The organism is Telluribacter sp., from assembly GCF_035998675.1.
GTDB lineage: Bacteria > Bacteroidota > Bacteroidia > Cytophagales > Spirosomataceae > Telluribacter.
On sequence record NZ_DASYHI010000020.1, the window covers coordinates 445,715 to 463,702 of the forward strand.

Annotated in this window: 9 protein-coding genes and 1 tRNA gene; 7 read left to right on the plus strand and 3 right to left on the minus strand. The window is 49.8% G+C overall.

The window, feature by feature from the left end; genetic code table 11:
- Positions 1–27: 27 nt before the first annotated feature.
- On the minus strand, positions 28–663 hold the full coding sequence (locus VGN67_RS15995; RefSeq protein ID WP_327487856.1) for a peroxiredoxin: 636 nt from the start codon (positions 661–663) through the stop codon (positions 28–30).
- 400 nt (positions 664–1,063) lie between these two features.
- On the opposite strand from VGN67_RS15995, the gene VGN67_RS16000 reads away from it, so the two are divergent.
- Positions 1,064–2,545: a sensor histidine kinase gene (locus VGN67_RS16000; protein WP_327487857.1), complete on the plus strand. Its 1,482-nt coding sequence runs from the start codon at positions 1,064–1,066 to the stop codon at positions 2,543–2,545.
- Positions 2,542–2,940 carry a response regulator gene (locus VGN67_RS16005; RefSeq protein WP_327487858.1) on the plus strand — a complete coding sequence of 133 codons (399 nt, stop codon included), beginning with the start codon at positions 2,542–2,544 and terminating at the stop codon, positions 2,938–2,940. Before VGN67_RS16000 ends, VGN67_RS16005 begins: the two co-directional genes overlap by 4 nt.
- 84 nt (positions 2,941–3,024) lie before the next feature.
- Here the strand turns inward: VGN67_RS16005 and VGN67_RS16010 are convergent, their stop codons facing one another.
- Positions 3,025–4,134 (minus strand): DUF1080 domain-containing protein, encoded by a 1,110-nt coding sequence (locus VGN67_RS16010; RefSeq protein ID WP_327487859.1) that lies wholly within the window; start codon positions 4,132–4,134, stop codon positions 3,025–3,027.
- 132 nt (positions 4,135–4,266) lie between these two features.
- Here VGN67_RS16010 and VGN67_RS16015 point away from each other — a divergent pair, with 132 nt between their 5' ends.
- Positions 4,267–5,139 (plus strand): AraC family transcriptional regulator, encoded by an 873-nt coding sequence (locus VGN67_RS16015; protein WP_327487860.1) that lies wholly within the window; start codon positions 4,267–4,269, stop codon positions 5,137–5,139.
- A gap of 91 nt (positions 5,140–5,230) precedes the next feature.
- Here the strand turns inward: VGN67_RS16015 and VGN67_RS16020 are convergent.
- Positions 5,231–5,304: transfer RNA gene (locus VGN67_RS16020), tRNA-Ala, on the minus strand.
- Positions 5,305–5,573: 269 nt separating this feature from the next.
- On the opposite strand from VGN67_RS16020, the gene VGN67_RS16025 reads away from it, so the two are divergent.
- The 4 genes from VGN67_RS16025 (at position 5,574) to VGN67_RS16040 (ending at position 17,870) form a co-directional block, all read left to right on the plus strand.
- Positions 5,574–6,686, plus strand: a complete 1,113-nt coding sequence (locus VGN67_RS16025) for an acyl-CoA desaturase (RefSeq protein WP_327487861.1) — start codon at positions 5,574–5,576, stop codon at positions 6,684–6,686.
- 567 nt (positions 6,687–7,253) lie between these two features.
- A complete protein-coding gene (locus VGN67_RS16030; RefSeq protein WP_327487862.1) occupies positions 7,254–7,382 on the plus strand; it encodes a hypothetical protein in 129 nt (42 codons plus the stop codon).
- Positions 7,383–7,459: 77 nt separating this feature from the next.
- Positions 7,460–9,949, plus strand: a complete 2,490-nt coding sequence (locus VGN67_RS16035; protein WP_327487863.1) for a hypothetical protein — start codon at positions 7,460–7,462, stop codon at positions 9,947–9,949.
- 55 nt (positions 9,950–10,004) lie between these two features.
- Entirely contained in the window at positions 10,005–17,870 is a 7,866-nt protein-coding gene (locus tag VGN67_RS16040) for an Ig-like domain-containing protein (protein WP_327487864.1), read from the plus strand.
- Positions 17,871–17,988 lie beyond the last annotated feature (118 nt).

The following is a 17,988-nucleotide window of genomic DNA, read 5'->3' on the forward strand; positions in this document are numbered from 1 at the left end:
GGTACATATAAGTTTCAGCCAGCCAAATTACTTGTTTGGCTGCGGAGTATAGCGCAGGTAAGGCTTTACGATACGCAACCCTTTCGTAAATTTTTTCTCGGCATCTTCGGTACTTATCGCCGGTACCACTATCACATCGTCTCCGTCTTTCCAGTCGGCCGGGGTAGCTACTGAATGGTTGGCGGTAAGCTGAAGGGAGTCTACCACACGTAGTAGCTCGTTGAAGTTACGACCCGTGGACGCAGGATACGTCAGTGTCAATTTAATTTTTTTATCCGGACCAACGATAAATACCGAACGTACGGTAGTTTTTTCGCTGGCATTGGGGTGAATCATATCGTACAACTCAGCCACCTTGCGGCCTTCGTCGGCAATGATAGGAAAATTAACCTCCGAACCGGTTACTTCATTAATGTCCGGAATCCAGCGGTTGTGGGAGTCCAGGTCGTCTACACTTACGGCCAAAACCTTTACGTTGCGCTGCTCAAACTCACCTTTTAACAGGGCTGTTTTGCCTAGTTCGGTAGTACATACGGGGGTAAAATCGGCCGGGTGGGAAAAAAGCATTCCCCAACTGTTTCCTAGCCATTCATGAAAGCGGATGGAACCCTGGGTGGAACCTGCCTCAAAATCAGGGGCAATGTCTCCTAAGCGAAGTGACATAGTTGTGTAGGTTTTTAGGTTTTAAAATTAAACTCTATATAGTTTATAGACTTTAAACACAAAGATAAAAGATAAGATTCATACAAACCGGTCTTTTTCTGCACCACATTTTTCGGCTAATCAGAGAAACAGCATAAGTAAAAAATTGAACATTTCTAATTTGAAGTCAGAAATTACCAATAAAAAAGTTCTTTTCCCGCTTTTTGCTTTTCCCCTTATTTAACCAAAAAAATGAGAAAAGATACAGTTGGTCGAAATTTACGGAGATGGACTTATCATAACCGTTATTTTCATAATTGTAAATATCGCTTTTGTAAAGCATAAATGAATAAAGATAAAGCAAATTAAGAGGTAGGTCCTCCTGATCAGGCTTATCACACACACGGCTATGACATACGTAATGAATTCCCCGAAAAGCTCGCATACCGCGACCGAAACCCTTGCCCTGCTTATTCAGGGTATCAACGCCGGTGTTTGGGACTGGGATATCAGGTCAGGACAGGAATGGTGGAGTAACCGGTTTTATGAACTTCTGGGGTACGACGACCTTGAACTGGAAGCTTCTAACGAAAATTTTCTGAACGTACTGCTTCATCCCGACGACCGGGAAAGGGTAATAGAAATTACGAAACTTCACCTGAGAAAGCAGCTACCTTACCGGATAAATATCCGGCTGAAAAACAAAGAAGGCCGGTACCAATGGTTTGAAACCGCGGGACAGGCCAAATTTGATGACCTTGGAGAACCCATCCGGATGATTGGGTCGGTGGTTAATATTGACCAGAAAATCCGGAACCTCAACGAATTGGAACGCAGCAAGCGGTTTTTGGAAGAAACCGAGCGAATGGCCAAAGTCGGGGGCTGGGATTTTAACCTGGGTAGCGACGAAGTACGCTGGTCAAAAACGGTATACGATATTCATGAACTACCCCACGGGGGCAACATACGAATTGAGGAAGCCATTCAGTATTATACCGAGGAGTCACGGCAGGTTATCCGGGAAAAACTAACCTTGGCGTTGGAATTCAGAATACCCTTTGACCTTGAATTACAACTCTTGACGGCCAGAAATAACCGGATATGGGTCAGGGTGGCGGGTAAGCCTATTCTTAACCCGGAAGGAAAGGTCGTGGGGCTGATGGGTACTTTTCAGGATATTAATGAACAGAAAAAAAGGGAGATACAGCTGGAAGATTCGCTTCGGGTTATTTCCTGTCAGAATAACCGCATGCTGGATTTTGCCCATATTGTCTCCCATAATCTGCGGTCTCATACCAGTAATCTGCAAATGATGCTGGAAGTAATGAAAATCACCGATAGCAGTGAGGACAGAGCGGCCATTATCAACCACATTGACCAGATATCCGAAGAATTAAATCAAACCATAGTCCACCTGAACCAAGTACTTTTTGTTCAAAATAATATTGACCAGCATAAACAGGTACTTAACCTGGCCGACTATATTAAGGTGACGGAAAAAGCTTTGCAAAAGGAGATTGAGGAGCATGACGTACTGCTAGTACACGATGCACACGAATGTCCGGAAGTGGAAGGCCACCCAAAGTACCTGGAAAGTATCCTGATAAATCTGGTTTCCAACGCCATCAGGTACCGGCAGCCCGGGCGCGCGCCCATTATCACCCTAAGATCATTTCTGGAACACAATAAACCTGTACTTCTTGTTTCCGACAACGGCAGTGGTATTGACCTCTCGAGGTACGCATCTGATTTATTTGGTATGTACAAAACCTTTCACGGAAACCCGGAAGCCAGGGGCATCGGATTGTACCTAACCAGGAATCAGGTAGAAGCAATGGGTGGAAAAATTGAAGTCAGCAGCGAACCCGGCCTGGGTTCTACTTTTAAAATTACTTTTTTATGAAAAGGATTGAAACCGCCTACATTATTGATGACAGCCGGATCTATGTTTTTGGTTTGACCAAAATCATCCAGACCTACAAGCTGTGCGATAATGTAATGGTATTTGAGAACGGAGAAAAAGCAATAAGGTACATTGCTGATAATATTACTGATAAGGGCGCCTTGCCGGAAATTATTTTTCTGGATATAAACATGCCCATTATGAACGGCTGGGATTTCCTGGATGAGTTTATAAAGTTAAAAGACAGTATCCATAAAAATATTGTCATTTACATGGTAAGTTCATCCATTAACCCGCAGGATCTGGAAAGAGCTAAAACATACAGCGAAATTTCCGAATACATCATCAAACCCATTGCCATTAGTCGCCTAAGGGAGTTGCTGACTGAGGCGTAGGTTCGCAGGTACTAAAAAGGGGCTTTTACCATAATATAAAGCGGAGGATACTGGTTTACAGTACCCTCCGCTCGTTTATAAAGCCTACTGTACCTGTAAATTGACGGCAAAATCGGGTACCGGACCCAGTACTGTTTCCAGCCTGAACTTTACTTTGTTACCCACTTTACTTCCAGCCTTAGCCGACACGGGAATCTTTAATTTTTCACCCTTTTTTAGTACGAGCGGAAAAGCAGGCAGCTTTACCGAAAATTGCTCCAGTTCCTTACCTATCAGTTCGGCCGCAATTAGTTCGACAGCTTCTCCCTGGTTTTGTATTTCCAGGGTCTGAATTTCCTTTTCCGAAACCTTTACGTCCTGCCGGGTACTTACCAATTTAGGACGACCCACCTGGACAAAATTGACTGGTCGCAGTTCAATGTTTCGCAGGAAATGCTCCGCACCCTCGCTCTGAAACTGAATCTGCCCCCCGGTGGTTTGTTCCTGCAGGTCGGCCCGGTAAATATTATACAGTCGATTGACCACAAAACCATTGACAATAAATACTGCGTCGGCACCCCGTGCTACCAGCTCACCGGTCGTCCACTGGTCAGGGGCACTTTCAAAATTTCCCGACCGGAAAACGCGCTTGTCGGTAGGCTGGAGGGGTGCCAAGGGATCATACTGGTTTACCTCATCGGCATCATCTTTGGCGGGCGAAAAAGCCAGCTGCGGTACCCCGGCACCTACGTTGTGGTAGTCGCCGATATCAGTTTCCTGAATCTGCATTTCAATGGAGCGCATCCAACACTTGGAGCCGTAGTCGTAGGGCAGCGAACAATGAAACAGCAGTCCGCCGTCGGCCACGGCGTTTTGGCGGGGTGCCCATTTTTCTTTACCAAACTTCACCTGGTACCGCAGGTGGTAGTTGCCGTAAGACTGCTCGGTAAATACCCCGCCCCAGTCCTGACCGGATACCCGTATCATGCCGTTTTCTACTTTGAATACCCCGTGGGGATCTTTATTCAGGCCAATGGGGGTCTGGTCGGCGGCGGCTCTGGATGGTAAAAGATAAGTACCCCAGCCCCGGAGGTTTTTGCCGTTGAATAAGCTTTGCCAGGTACTAACCGGGCTGGGCTGTTCGCTCCCGGAAAACCCGGCGGACAGGACCGTAAGTACCAAAAACGAGAGAAGTAGTAAGATTGGCTTTTTCATAATACACAAATGGTTAGCTGTTACACTGGATTGAGCGTTCAACTTTCTGCTGAAAGATTGGTACGCCAAAAGTAGAGAAGGTAAGTACAATGCTTATTGTATAAATCTACTATTTATCGGTAAATACACTATATGAAGCGTTATATCCAGTACGAGCCATTCAATATCTACACGTTTGAGGCCAGTGAGTGGCCGCATCCGGTCCATAATCACAGCTATTTTGAAATCATTTTCATCCGCAGCGGACGGGGTAATCATTGTATAAACGACAACAGCTTCCACTATTCAGCGGGAGATGTTTTCCTGCTGGGGCCGGAAGACTACCACTATTTCGAAATTGCGGAGCTTACCGAGTTTTGCTACATCCGGTTTACCGAAGTTTTTCTGGAAGACCATACCCAACCCAAATCACCGAACTGGATACGCACCGTTGAGTCCCTCCTGAATTCGCCCTATCAGTCGTGTGGCTCCCTGGTTGCTGATCGGCAGGAAAAGACTTTACTCGAACACCTGCTTACGGTACTTATCCACGAATACACCCACCGGGAAGAAGGCTCCTACGACCTGATTATGAATGGCATTATGAAAGCTATATTGGGCATTCTGGCCCGAAACGGCGTCAGGGAAGACCTGGTCAAACGAAAGGATATTAAAAGCGCTAAGCTGATTGAAGATATAGTACTTTACGTAAGGCAGCATATCCGGGAGCCCGAACAGCTCCGGATCGAGCACCTGGTTGGCAGATTCAACTACTCGGCCAGCTACCTGAGCGCCCTGTTTAAAACCCAGACCGGCGAGTCGTTACAACAGTATATTCTGAAGTACAAGCTCAAACTTATTGAGAATCGCCTGCTGTACAGCAGTCTGAGCGTGTCACAGATAACCTACGAATTTGGCTTTACGGACGGAAGCCACCTGAATAAACTGTTCAAGAAGTACTATGGCATGACGCCGAATGAGTTTAGACATTCTCTTTCGGGCAAAGATGAGAAATCAGTGGGGTAGCAATTTAGGTTAAGATAAAGCGATTTTAGGTGGCACTCTGGTGGCAATTAATAAAAAAAACCTCCAAATTTTTAAAATTTGGAGGTTTCTGTGGAGAATATCGGATTCGAACCGATGACCTCTTGCATGCCATGCAAGCGCTCTAGCCAACTGAGCTAATCCCCCTTCGTGCCTATTACCGCTAACGGAGTGCAAAGATGTTGTACAGATTTTAGATACACAAGTTCAATCGCTATTTTTTTTCTTTTTTCTAAAGAAGTGTCACCTGTCCAACTTCGGAAGTTACTCCATTTTATTTGTTTGATACCAGACTAAACTATTTTTCGTTAACTTTGAAATTGGCTTTCAGGTAGGTTGATCTAATTTTTAAAGTTGGTTCTTCTATTTGTCTTCTGCCTCAGTACTAAAGAACTAAAGAGCAACCGATCCCTTCAATGAAACTTAAAGGAAAAGTTAAATTTGTTAACAAAGACAAAAATCAGTTCTTCCATACCCTACGGAAACGCGTCGATCAACATTTTATTGAAAAAAATATTTCCCGGCACGCCAACGGTACGATGGTCCTGAAATCGGTGGTCATGTTAGCCGCTTATATTCTGCCCTTTGTTTTTATTCTTTTATTTCAGCCCCCTTTTGCGCTTAGTCTGCTGTTATGGGTTGTGATGGGCCTGGGGGTAGCCGGCATCGGAATGAGCGTGATGCACGACGCCAACCACGGTGCCTATTCTTCGAATCCCCGCATTAATGACCTCATGGGTTGTACACTGAACCTGGCAGGGGGAGGAGTACTTAACTGGAAGCTGCAGCACAACATTCTGCACCATACCTACACCAATGTGGTACCCATGGACGAAGATATTCAGGACCGGGTAGTAGTACGTTTGTCCCCGCACACGGTTACCCGTTTTATCCATAAATTTCAGTGGATCTACGCTTTTTTCTTTTACGGAATCTTAACCCTTTACTGGGTGCTGCTCAAGGACTTTGTCCAGTTTGTATCTTTTATCCGCTCCGGAGTAAATACCCAAACCAAAACCGAAAACCAGCTTTTACTCGTAAAGATGATAGTAATGAAGGTGGTTTACTTCCTGGTTCTTTTTGGAGTACCTGTAATTTATTTCAACATTCCGTTTTCCTATATTCTCCCCGGTTTTCTGCTGATGCACTTCACCGCCGGAATGGTACTTACGGTGGTATTTCAGTTGGCCCATACGGTAGAAGGTACCGCGCATCCGGTGGCTAACGAACATGGTGTGATTGAAAACGACTGGGCAATTCACCAATTACAAACTACGGTCAATTTTGCCCGTCATAACAAATGGCTTTCCTGGTACGTTGGTGGACTGAACTTTCAGATCGAACATCACCTTTTCCCGCGCATCTGTCATGTACACTACCCCGACATAGCTCCCATTGTAAAACAGACCGCCGAAGAATATGGGCTGGTTTATATGGAAAATGAATCCTTTACGGCAGCCTTCCGTTCGCACGTAGCTACCTTACAGCGTTTTGGTACACTACCCGATATTAATGAAGCCATTGGCTGATGCCTTATAGTTGCTTCCTAACCCCAACAAAAAAGCTCCCCGGACCGGGGAGCTTTTTTGTTGGCAGGATAGCTCCTATACTTCGGGTACCTCTCTCCGTTTATCGCCTTCCGCTCATGAGCTTTGCAAAAAGCCATATTACCACCACAATGACCAAAATTACCATAATGGCACCAACCCAAACGCCCCCCTTGAAGATCGTGCCGATGAAATCACAGCTGGTTAAGCCCAGGGAAAGAAGCAGAATTATCAATAGATTCAGATAAGCTTTCATGATTTGTATGAGTTTGAGTGAAACTATATTCTAAAAAGTAAAAAATCATTCCAAGTCTTAAAAACAAAGCCTTTTACCTGCGTATAGCCTCCCCTACTCAGCGTTTCTTACTTTCCAAGTACCTCCCGCTCACATTAATTCTTCTTTTCCCCCTGAAAGCACCTTCTCTCCTCCAGGTTTTCTGCTCCTAAACCATCTGTGGATACTTTTTAAATAATTTCTTAAAAATCGGCACGGTAGTTGCCAATCACGTAGTAGTACGTACGCAATCACGTAGTTAATACCTGATTTTCATGGTCAAATACACACACAACCGCCGCCCGTTTGCCTTGCAAAGTTTTGATAAAGAAGCCTCTACGCCGACTGCTTCTGTCAACACTCAACTCCATTCCCAAAAATATCCCTGGCCCGGACCGCCCTGAGGCATTGTCCAAAAGGAAAGTACCTACTTCTTTTTCTATATATAATACCGTTTACCGTGACCCGTAAGTCCTCCCTCATGAAAAAATTTTACTCTCTGATTTTCCATAAAACTACCCTCCTGCTCGCCGGTGCGCTTCTGTTTTTTACAGCTTCTGTATCACGGGCGCAGATACTCTCGACGGGGGCGGTAAAAGCCAATTTTGGGGTCGATGCCGGCTTATATTCCGGTACCGTGGAGTTTGGTCTCGGCAGCCCGGCAGCGGGCACCAACGACTGGTTCAACGGGCCTTCCGGAAGGGGTCTCATCAGGGAACTGTATCCTGATTCAATCAAAACTCTGCTTCAAACCTCGGCGAACCCCACCTACGAACGCCGGATGAAGGGAAACCTGAGCAGTTTTGTAGACGTGGCAGGTACTAAAAGTCAGATACTAATTGATGGGGTTTGGGCCCGCGACCATTTTGGGGGTACCGGCGGAACTGATCAAACTTCCTATACCACGGCGAGTAAAAATGGCGAGGACCCGGCTATCTGGAGTCCCGGCTCTTCCAACGTGCTCGGCAAAAATGACTTATTAGACGTGGCCGGGCACATGGTGCGGGATATTGATACCGATCCGGCCAATGCAAAAAATAATCTCTGGTTTTTTGGTATAATCAACCGGGCCGAGCCCGGTGGTGACGCCTACATGGATTTTGAATTTTTTGCCAAGAGTATTTCCTACACCCCCGGCAGTGGATTTACGTCAGGAGGGGCTGATTTGGGACATACCGCTTTTCAATTTGATGCCCAGGGCAACATTACCAAGGTAGGAGACTTTATCTTCAACGTAGCCCTCACCGGCGGTGGCTCAACCCCCACCATTGAAGTACGGGTGTGGGTGAGCCGGACCGCCTACAACTCTATTACTCCCAAAACCTTTACCTGGGGCAGTAGTTTCGACGGGGCGTTTACCGGCTCTCCTTTTGGCTATGCCACTATCAATCCCCTGCCCGGAAATACCGATGCCGTTGGCCTGGTTAACCAGAGCGGACAAAATCCGGCCGCTCCTCCCTGGGGTACCAAAGGTACCAAATCCAATACCTGGGGTACCAGCTACCTTGACTACTCGGTGGCCGAGGTGGGTATTAACCTAACCGCCTTTGGGATGGACCACGCCTCTCTTTCCGGACTAGACCCTTGTCTTTTCCCGTTGCACACCTTTATAATCAAAACGCGGGCGTCCTCTTCTTTCACCGCCCAGCTCAAAGACTTTTCGGGCCCCTACAAATGGGGGCAGCCCAATGTGGATCCTACCATACTGGGTAATCCACTGCTCTCCTGCCTGAACCCGACCACCACCCTCTCTACTGATATTGACAGGAAGGACGTAGGATACGCCTGGACTACAATAAATGGCAAAATTGATACTGACCCCAACCAGAGGACAATTCAGGTGAGTAAGCCCGGTACCTATACGCTGGACGTCACACTACCTACCGGCTGTCATAATCAGAAGAGAAGTATCTCTGTTTCGTATGACCCTACCAAACCTTTTTTAAATACTCCCACTACAACTACCAAAGTGGCCTGCAATGGCAATGACGGCGCAGTAACCCTGAACGTAACGGGTGGCACGGCCCCGTACACCTACCTTTGGTCCAATGGGGCTACCACCAAAAACATCACCGGACTGGTACCCGATACCTATTCGGCTACCATAACCGATGGCAACAACTGTACTACCACGGCTTCGGCCACAGTGGCAGCGCGGGTTTCTACGACTATTACCCACTCGAGTACTTCGGCCACCTGCTTCGGTCTAAAAAACGGAGCTATTGACATTAGCACAACCGGCAAAACCCCGCTGACTTTTCTTTGGTCCAACGGAAATACCACCGAAGACATCTCTAAAATCGGAGCGGGCACCTACACCGTTACCGTAACCGATGCCGATGGCTGCAAGCAGTCTCAGCCGGTAGTTGTGGCGCAGCCAGCGGCCATAACGGGTACCATAGCTAAAACCGACGATACCGACCCCAGCCCCCTGGTGGCCACCGGTACTGCTAACCTGACGGCCAGTGGCGGAACGCCGGGCTACACCTACCTCTGGTCCAACGCGGCTACCACCGAGAATCTCTCGGGCCTCAGCCGCAACAGCTACACCGTGACCATCACCGACCAGAACGGCTGCACCGGGACCGCTACTACCCAGATCTGGGAGCCCGAAATCTGTAACGACGGCATTGACAACAACGGCAACGGACTCACCGACTGTCAGGACTCAGACTGTACCCCGGCCAGTCCGGGTACTATTACTACCAGTGACACAAAACCGTGCGTCGGGGAAAGTACCGTCTACTCAGTGACTGCGGTACCAAATCTTCAGTATACCTGGACGGTACCTGCCAACGCCACCCTGGTAAGCGGACAAGGTACTTCCAGCATTGCGGTGAGCTGGACAACTACTTCGCCCGGACAGATTTGTGTAGTGGCCGACAACGTAGGATGCACCAGCGCGCCGGCCTGCCTTTCGGCTACTCCCCGGGAAGCCCCCGCCACGCCCAGCCTTATTCTGAAAAACTAATAAACGCAGGGCCAATTCACTCACCCTCATGAAGATGTTAACTGTACAGAATCGAATGAAGAAACTTTTACAAACTACCTACTGGCTCCAGCCTATACCTGTATACAGGAAGGTAGCCCAGGCGGTGGTTCTGCTGGTAATTTTATTTGGTTTTTCCCGCCCCTTACTGGCTCAAACCGTTACCAAGCAGCTTTATCTGAAAAGCGGTAATATCCTAAACCGGACCGTACCAACCGGTAGTACGGTAACTTCCACTATATCCCTGACCAAACAAACTGCGGTTGTTACCGGCAGCGGCACCTTTCAGACCAGTAATAGTGGCTCATCTACTGGCTCTCTCTCCAGTAGTTCTACCTTTGCACCTACGGGTTCCAATCGGCTGCTACTGGTCAGTATTGCCTCCACCCCCGGAGCAAGTAATGCCGTAACCGGAGTCACGTTCGGGGGTACCGCCCTTACAAAATTGAATCAGGTTGTTACGGGAACGGACGCCAAAGCGGAATTGTGGTACCTGATTAATCCCTCCACTACAGCAGCTTTGGTTACCATATCCTGGCCAGCCGGACAGACCCTGGAAGCGGTGGTGGGGGTTGCTATGTTTGATAATGTAGACGTGACGGCCCCTTTTGGCACCAATGTTACGGGCACCGGTACTACCACACCGGCTTCGGTAGCGGCGCCATCAGCGCTGGGTGATATTGTGGTAGACGTTGTGGGTACACGCGCCAAGAACAATGCCAGCAGTGGAGGTCAGACAACCATTTTCAACAGCAGCACCAATAGCATCGGTGCCTTGTCCAGTTACAAAGGAGCTACCGCTGGTTCAACTAGTATGTCCTGGAATATTTCGGGAGGGCCAAGTCAGGCCTGGGCGCAGATTGGGGTGGCGGTGAAAGGTGCCTCTACGGATGCTTCTTTTACCTTGTCGCCAGCTCTCTGCAGTAGTTTTAGTATTCCATCCGGGCAAAACATCGTAGTTACGGCTCATGCTACTTCCTCCTCCCCAATCAGTACCACTAGTTCTTTCCCCTTTATTACTGCACTTCGATACGGCACAACCACTATCGCTACCAGTAATACCGCGACCTGGACGGCCGGAGCTGGTAATACCGGTATAATTACAGCAACTTATACGCTGGCAGCTCCCGTTACGGTACCAGCCGGGCAGGCAATAGTTCTGGAGCTGTCCAATGACTACACCAGTGCCAATGTAGTCGTGAACTACGATGCTTCCACCACAATATCAAAAATAGATATTCCCACTACTACTTATATAAACATTAATAGCCTTGACGGCTACAATGCTGCCTATGCCTCCGGGGGCTCGGTAGTTACACAACGCACCGTTGGTAATACCGTTTACATCAGGTCGGTAGTGAGTGACCCATTTGGTGAATATGATATTAACGGCCTGGACCTGCTGATTAGCCGTTCGGGTGGCGGGTCAACCACCGTCGCTGTCCCCTATGTGACCTCGGTGGGATGTACCAAAATATACGAGTACGCCTGGACGCCCACCCAGGCCGGTACCTATACCCTGCAGGGTACGGCCAAAGAAGGGACCGAAGGTACCGTTACCCATGTATCTTCAAAAAGCTTCACGGTGGTAGCCCCCTCTCTATCGGTTACCAAAACCATAACTTCGCCCGCATCAGGTCCCTACACAATCAATAGTACTATAACCTACAATATTGCCATTGCCAATACGGGTGCTACCAGTATTACGACGCTGCCATTAAAAGACATTTATTACAATTCCTGTTTACAGTACGTCAGTGCCTCCGTAACGCCTACTAATGTCTCGGGTGGTACCATTACCTGGAACAACCTGGGAACTTTGGCTTCGGGTGCTACTCAGAATATTACCGTAACCTTTAAGGTAATTGGCAACTATGACCCGGCCCGAAATATTGCTCAGGTTGATAATGCTACCGATAATATCGGAAACACGGTTTCGGCTGTCAGTAGCCCCCTTGATATCACTATTGAGGAACCTCCCGTAGTCAACGACGACCAGGCCTGTGTCCAGGGGGCTGCGGCCATACATGTACTAGCTAACGATACTGACCCCGATGCGGCAGGTTTTCTGTCGGCTCATGCCAATTCATACACCGTTACCATTCTATCGGCTCCTGCGGCCGGTAAAGCCACCGTAGCCGTTAACCCCGACAACACCATTCAGTTTACCCCGGTCGGAGTGGCCGAAAACGAAACCCTGACGGTTGTATACCGCCTTACCGACAACGCCGGCTATACCGATGACGCCACCGTGGCGGTGCTTTATTCTACGGTGAATAACGCCCCCGTCGCCACCAACGACCTGGCAAGTACCACCTCTGAACTGCCGGTTGTCATACCGGTACTGTCCAATGACAGCGACGCCGATGGTACCCTGCAAGCACCCACTATCGTTGCGCAGCCTTCCTTTGGAACCGTAATAGTGAATGCGGACGGAACCATCACCTACACCCCAAGCCCCGGCTTTACCGGAGTAGATGAATTTACCTATCAGGTATGTGACAACGGCTGCCCGTCTCCTGCCCAGTGTTCTGTCGCTACCGTATCCGTTCAGGTTGACTTTGCCGTGTACGTCTGTACTTCCGGTCCCAGTACATTGAAGGTTCCGGCCATCCAGGATGCAGTCAGCTATACCTGGGGTTTACCAGCGGGCGCTGTGATTGTCAGCGGTGCCAATACCAATGAAATTCTGGTTGACTGGTCCGCCGTGGTACCAGGCCCTTATAATGTTTGCGTAAAGTCGGTGAACGAATGCGGTGAAAGTGCCCAGCAGTGTGTGCAGGTGGTGGTCAATACCCTCCAGCTTTCGCTGGTACCTGCCAATGCTACCTGCTTTGGGGTAAGTAATGGTTCCATAAACCTCAGCGTGACCGGAGGCATTGGCCCCTATTCCTACGCCTGGTCCAATGGCGCTTCGGTAGAGGACCCGGGCGGACTAGCCCCCGGTACCTATACGGTTACCGTTACCGACAAGTATGGCTGTACCACTACCGGTAGTACTACCATTACCCAACCCGCCTCAGCTTTGAGTATCAGCGGAGCAGTCACCAATGAAAACCCCCACGGCGCTTCTAACGGATCCATAAGTCTTACCGTAAGCGGTAGTACCCCCGGCTATACCTACCTGTGGTCCAATGGTTCTACCACCAAAGACCAGAGCGGTTTACTGGGAGGTACTTATACCGTAGTGGTTACCGACGCCGCGGGTTGCAGCAAGGAAATGATTTTTACCGTCGACCGGGTAGGTGGTCCGTTGGCTATCAGCTCCCTATCCAAAACGGATGTACTTTGTTTTGGGGGTAGTACCGGAAAAATTGAGCTGGAAGTAATTGGCGGAACCAAGCCCTATACTTATAGCTGGACCCGTTCGGGTACAGTGGTAGGTACTTCGCAGGATTTATCCGGCCTTATCGCCGGTACCTATTCGGTTACTGTTACGGACAATGCGGGAGCTACTGCAACCGGTAGCATTAGCGTAGGTCAGCCCGCCGGTGCGTTAACCCTAACCAGGACTTCCGTTAACTCAACCTGTAACGGAGCCAGTAATGGCACCATTGACCTGACCGTAACGGGTGGTACGGCTCCTTATACTTACCTCTGGTCAAACGGCTCCACCACCCAGGACCTGAGTTCACTGGCGGCAGGTACCTATTCGGTTACCGTAACCGATGCCAATGGCTGTACGGCTACTTCCTCCGCTACTATCACCGAACCCGTCGCCCTGGTCGTTACGGGTCTTGTTACCAACGCCGTTTGCAGTCTGCCCAATCAGGGTGCTGTCAATATCAGCGTTTCGGGAGGTACCGGTCCCTATACCTACGCCTGGACCAACGGCTCCACTACCGAGGATCTTACGGGCCTGACTACCGGCCAGTACGCGGTTGCCATCACTGACGCCGCCGGTTGTAAAACAGTAACTACCTTCACCGTCGAAAACCTTTGCATTGGTGTTGCTAAAACCATCAGCAGCGCCCCGGTCAATAACCGCGACGGCTCCTACACCCTTACCTATCAAATTAAGGTAGAGAATAAAGGGAGCATAAACCTATCCGGAGTACAGGTGGTGGAAGACCTCACCGCTACGTTCCAGGGCGCGGCCTTTGCCGTGAACAATGTAGCGAGTGGTAAATTTGTAGTAAATCCTTTCTTCAACGGTAACTCTGATAAAAATCTGCTGGGCGCTTCCCAAAGCCTCGTGGTAGCGGAGTCAGGTATTGTAGAGTTTACCGTAACGGTTACCCCAGGAGCGGTACTTGGCGTGTATACTAATACCGCCACCGGCCAGGGTCAGGACACCAACGGACTTTCGGTAACAGATAATTCTCAGAATGGTACCTCTACCGACCCCGATACCGACGGCAACCCCACCAACAACGACGTAGCCACCCCGGTAACTTTTACCGAAGCCCCGCTCCTGGGGGTAGCCAAGGCTCTGACCAGTGCCCCGGTCAACAACGGCGACGGCTCTTACAATTTGACCTTTACTTTCACCCTGCAGAACATGGGGAATGTACCCCTGAAAAACCTGCAGCTGACCGACAACCTGACTACGACCTTCGGGGGCGCGCCCGTTGCGGTAACAAATCTGGCCGCCAGTTCGGGTCTGACGGTTAACGCTGATTTTAATGGTACCAGTATCCAGAATTTGCTGGCCGGTGCAGACGAGTTGCTGGTTAATGAAATAAAAACCGTTACCCTCAGCCTGACCGTAACGCCGGACGGTGCGGGTCCCTATACTAATTTCGCCACGGGAACGGCCAACGGTCCGGGTGGAACGCCCACCACCGACCGCTCACAGGATGGTACCAGCCCTGACCCGGATAAAGATGGCGACCCCGAGAATGACGATGAGGAAACTCCTATTTCATTTCCCGAAAATCCGGGCATAGGTCTGGCCAAGCAGCTGGTAGCCGCACCCGTTTCCAACAATGACGGTACCTTTACGTTCACCTACCGGTTTACCGTTGAAAACACCGGGGATGTAGACCTGAAAAACATCCAGATTACCGATGACCTGACTGCTACGTTTGGCTCCAGTACCTTTGTTGTGGAGAGCATCCTGAGTGAAAACCTGGCGGTAAATACGGCCTATACCGGTACTACGAATAAAAATTTATTAGCCGGTACTGACCTGCTGGAAGTAGGGGAACAAGGTACCTTGCTGTTAACAATAAAGGCCACCCCCGGCACCAACCTGGGACCTTACCTGAACAGTGCCACCGCCCGCGGAACCAGCCAGTTTGGTACTCAGGTAGAAGACCTTTCGACGGATGGTATTGATGTGGACCCCGAAAACGACGGTCCCGGTGATAACGATGAACCTACCCCGGTCAGCTTTACCGAAACTCCGTTGTTGGGGGTAGCCAAAGAAGTAGGAAGTAGTACTAATAACCGCGATGGCAGCTACGCCGTTTCCTTTACCCTGCGGGTCCGGAACATGGGCAACGTACCATTAACCGGGGTACAGATTACCGATGATCTGGCCGCTGCCTTCTCGGGCGCAACCGACTACGTAGTAACGGGAGTCAGTACTTCTCAAAATTTAACAGCCAATGGCTCTTACAACGGAAGCACCGACCTGAATCTCCTTGCGGTGCCCAGTTCGCTGGCCTTCAACGAAACCGGCACGGTTACGCTTTCGGTACGGGTAACACCCGGAAGCAAACTGGGTGTTTATACCAATTCGGCTTTCGGCAGTGGTGTGTCACCGGGCGGCGTAACCGTGACCGATGTATCGGAAGACGGTCCAGAAGTAGACCCCGATGATGATGGCAATCCCGGTAACAACAGCACCGAAACGCCGCTCACCTTTACCGAAGCGCCCCAGATAGGGCTGGCCAAACGGGTAACAGGTACTCCCCTTGCCAACGGAAATAACACCTATACCCTTACCTACGAAATCAGGGCGGAGAATACCGGCGATGTACCTCTGAGCAGCGTGCAGGTAGTAGAGAACCTAAGCGAAACATTTGAGGGAGTGGATTCTTTCGTGGTGAACTCGTTTGGCATTACCCAACAGCCCTCCAGCACGGTACTTGCCACCGACCCAACCTACGACGGTACCAGCGCAAAGCCTACCCTGCTTACCGGGACCGGCAGTTTAATGGCTGGTGAATTTGCCCTGATGCAGGTCACCGTGACCCTGGCCCCCGGCAAATTGGGCGGTCCTTTCGAAAACTCAGCCATTGGTACCGCCATGAGTCCGGGTGGAACCTTTGTGATTGACTACTCGGAAGACGGTACCGAGGTAGACCCCAACGAAAATGGCCTGACTTCCGATGACAATACTCCCACCATAACTACCTTCTTCGAAAATCCAAAGATTGGTCTGGCTAAAAGTGTCGTGAGTGTGGAAGACCAGGAAAATGGAAAGAAAAAAGTTACCCTTCGATTTGTCCTGCAGAACCACGGTGATGTTGACCTTTCGGACTTAACACTGCACGACGATATCGTTTCACAGTTTGGTACGGTTTCGCCAACTGAATTTACCGCCATTGAAGGTAGTCTGTTTGCCAACGAGGCCTGGGACGGTACTGCTGCTTCCAATATTCTGGTTGCTGGCCAAATGTCTGCCGTTGGGGCCGTAGACTCCGTGTTTGTCAGCTTCGTGGTGACGCCCGGTGCCACCACCGTACTGAATAACCGGGCCACCGCCGAGGGTAAAGGTCCCCTGGGAGGCGATACGACCGATACCTCCACCGATGGTACCGACCCGGACCCGAATGAGGACGAAGTACCCGACGAGGAAGTACCTACTCCGGTTTACTTCTTCGGTTCTTTTGTAGCCGCGACCTACGATAACCTCGGAACTCTCGTATTGGGTGACAGCATCAGTTATCCTATCCTGGCCAATGACACCCTCAACGGCGCCAGCCCTATTGACCCGGCCCTTGTAAACATTACCATTACCCAACAACCCACTAAAGGTACCGTAACCATAAATGCTGCGACCAGTGAAATAACCTACGTAGCGGGCCTGACTGAGTTCGGTATGGATACGCTAATATATCAGGTTTGTGATAAGTTGAATGAGTTGGTGTGCGATACGGCCCTGGTATTAGTGAACATGGAAGCCCCTTTGAGGTACCAGCCGCAGGTATACCTGCAGGGCGCCTTGTACGGGATTACCTACCCCGATGGGCCGGCCAATACGACCGTTGACTCCCTCATGCGAGACGACCTTCGTGCCAAAGGCTTACTGCCGCTTGCCTCGCCCTACGCCAGTTGGGGTGCTACTATGACGGCCGCAGCTCTTGACCCGGTGGTGTTGACTATAACCGGAAAAGACGCCATAGTTGACTGGGTTTTTGTTGAGCTTCGTAATGCTGCCGATCCGACCCAGGTAGTAAAGAGCCAGTCGGCCCTTCTTCAGCGCGACGGAGATATCGTTGAACTTGATGGGGAATCGCCCCTGGAAGTCATTGCTCCCACTGGCACGGCCTACTACATTACGGTGCGGCACCGCAACCACCTCGGGGTCATGACGGCCGCGGCCCTGCCGCTCACAAGTACTTCAACCCTAATTGATTTCCGGAAGCCTGCCACGGCCACGTACGTCAAAGTACCTTCCAATCCTATTCATCAGCCGCAGGTGGAGGTAGTTCAGGGCCGGGCGCTATGGGCTGGCAATGCCCAGCACGACCACGAAATAGGCTACCAGGGCACCGCCAATGACGTGGTGCGAATCGGTAACCAAATTATGGGAGCCCCCGCCAACCAGCTACAACTCCCCTTCTACCGATTGACCGGCTACTACGACGCGGATATCAACCTGAATGGAGAGGTAATCTATCAGGGCCACCAGAACGATATTGAATTTATTTACCAAAACATCATAAAAAATCACCCCGGCAATGTACTACTAGAAAACAACTTCATGATTCAGGAGCAACTCCCCCGCTAACCGATGAAGGGGGAGAAGATCCAGTATCCCTGCTACGTCACACTAATCTCATTTTCCAAAACAAAAACTTTAAAAAGTACCGTAAGCCCACTAATAAATTATGAACTATTGTATACAA

Bases quoted from the DNA above. Each gene is read 5' to 3' on its own strand.
- VGN67_RS15995 (WP_327487856.1), bottom strand. From the start codon at position 663: ATGTCACTTCGCTTAGGAGACATTGCCCCTGATTTTGAGGCAGGTTCC.
- VGN67_RS16000 (WP_327487857.1), top strand. From the start codon at position 1,064: ATGAATTCCCCGAAAAGCTCGCATACCGCGACCGAAACCCTTGCCCTG.
- VGN67_RS16005 (WP_327487858.1), top strand. From the start codon at position 2,542: ATGAAAAGGATTGAAACCGCCTACATTATTGATGACAGCCGGATCTAT.
- VGN67_RS16010 (WP_327487859.1), bottom strand. From the start codon at position 4,134: ATGAAAAAGCCAATCTTACTACTTCTCTCGTTTTTGGTACTTACGGTC.
- VGN67_RS16015 (WP_327487860.1), top strand. From the start codon at position 4,267: ATGAAGCGTTATATCCAGTACGAGCCATTCAATATCTACACGTTTGAG.
- VGN67_RS16025 (WP_327487861.1), top strand. From the start codon at position 5,574: ATGAAACTTAAAGGAAAAGTTAAATTTGTTAACAAAGACAAAAATCAG.
- VGN67_RS16030 (WP_327487862.1), top strand. From the start codon at position 7,254: ATGGTCAAATACACACACAACCGCCGCCCGTTTGCCTTGCAAAGTTTT.
- VGN67_RS16035 (WP_327487863.1), top strand. From the start codon at position 7,460: ATGAAAAAATTTTACTCTCTGATTTTCCATAAAACTACCCTCCTGCTC.
- VGN67_RS16040 (WP_327487864.1), top strand. From the start codon at position 10,005: ATGAAGAAACTTTTACAAACTACCTACTGGCTCCAGCCTATACCTGTA.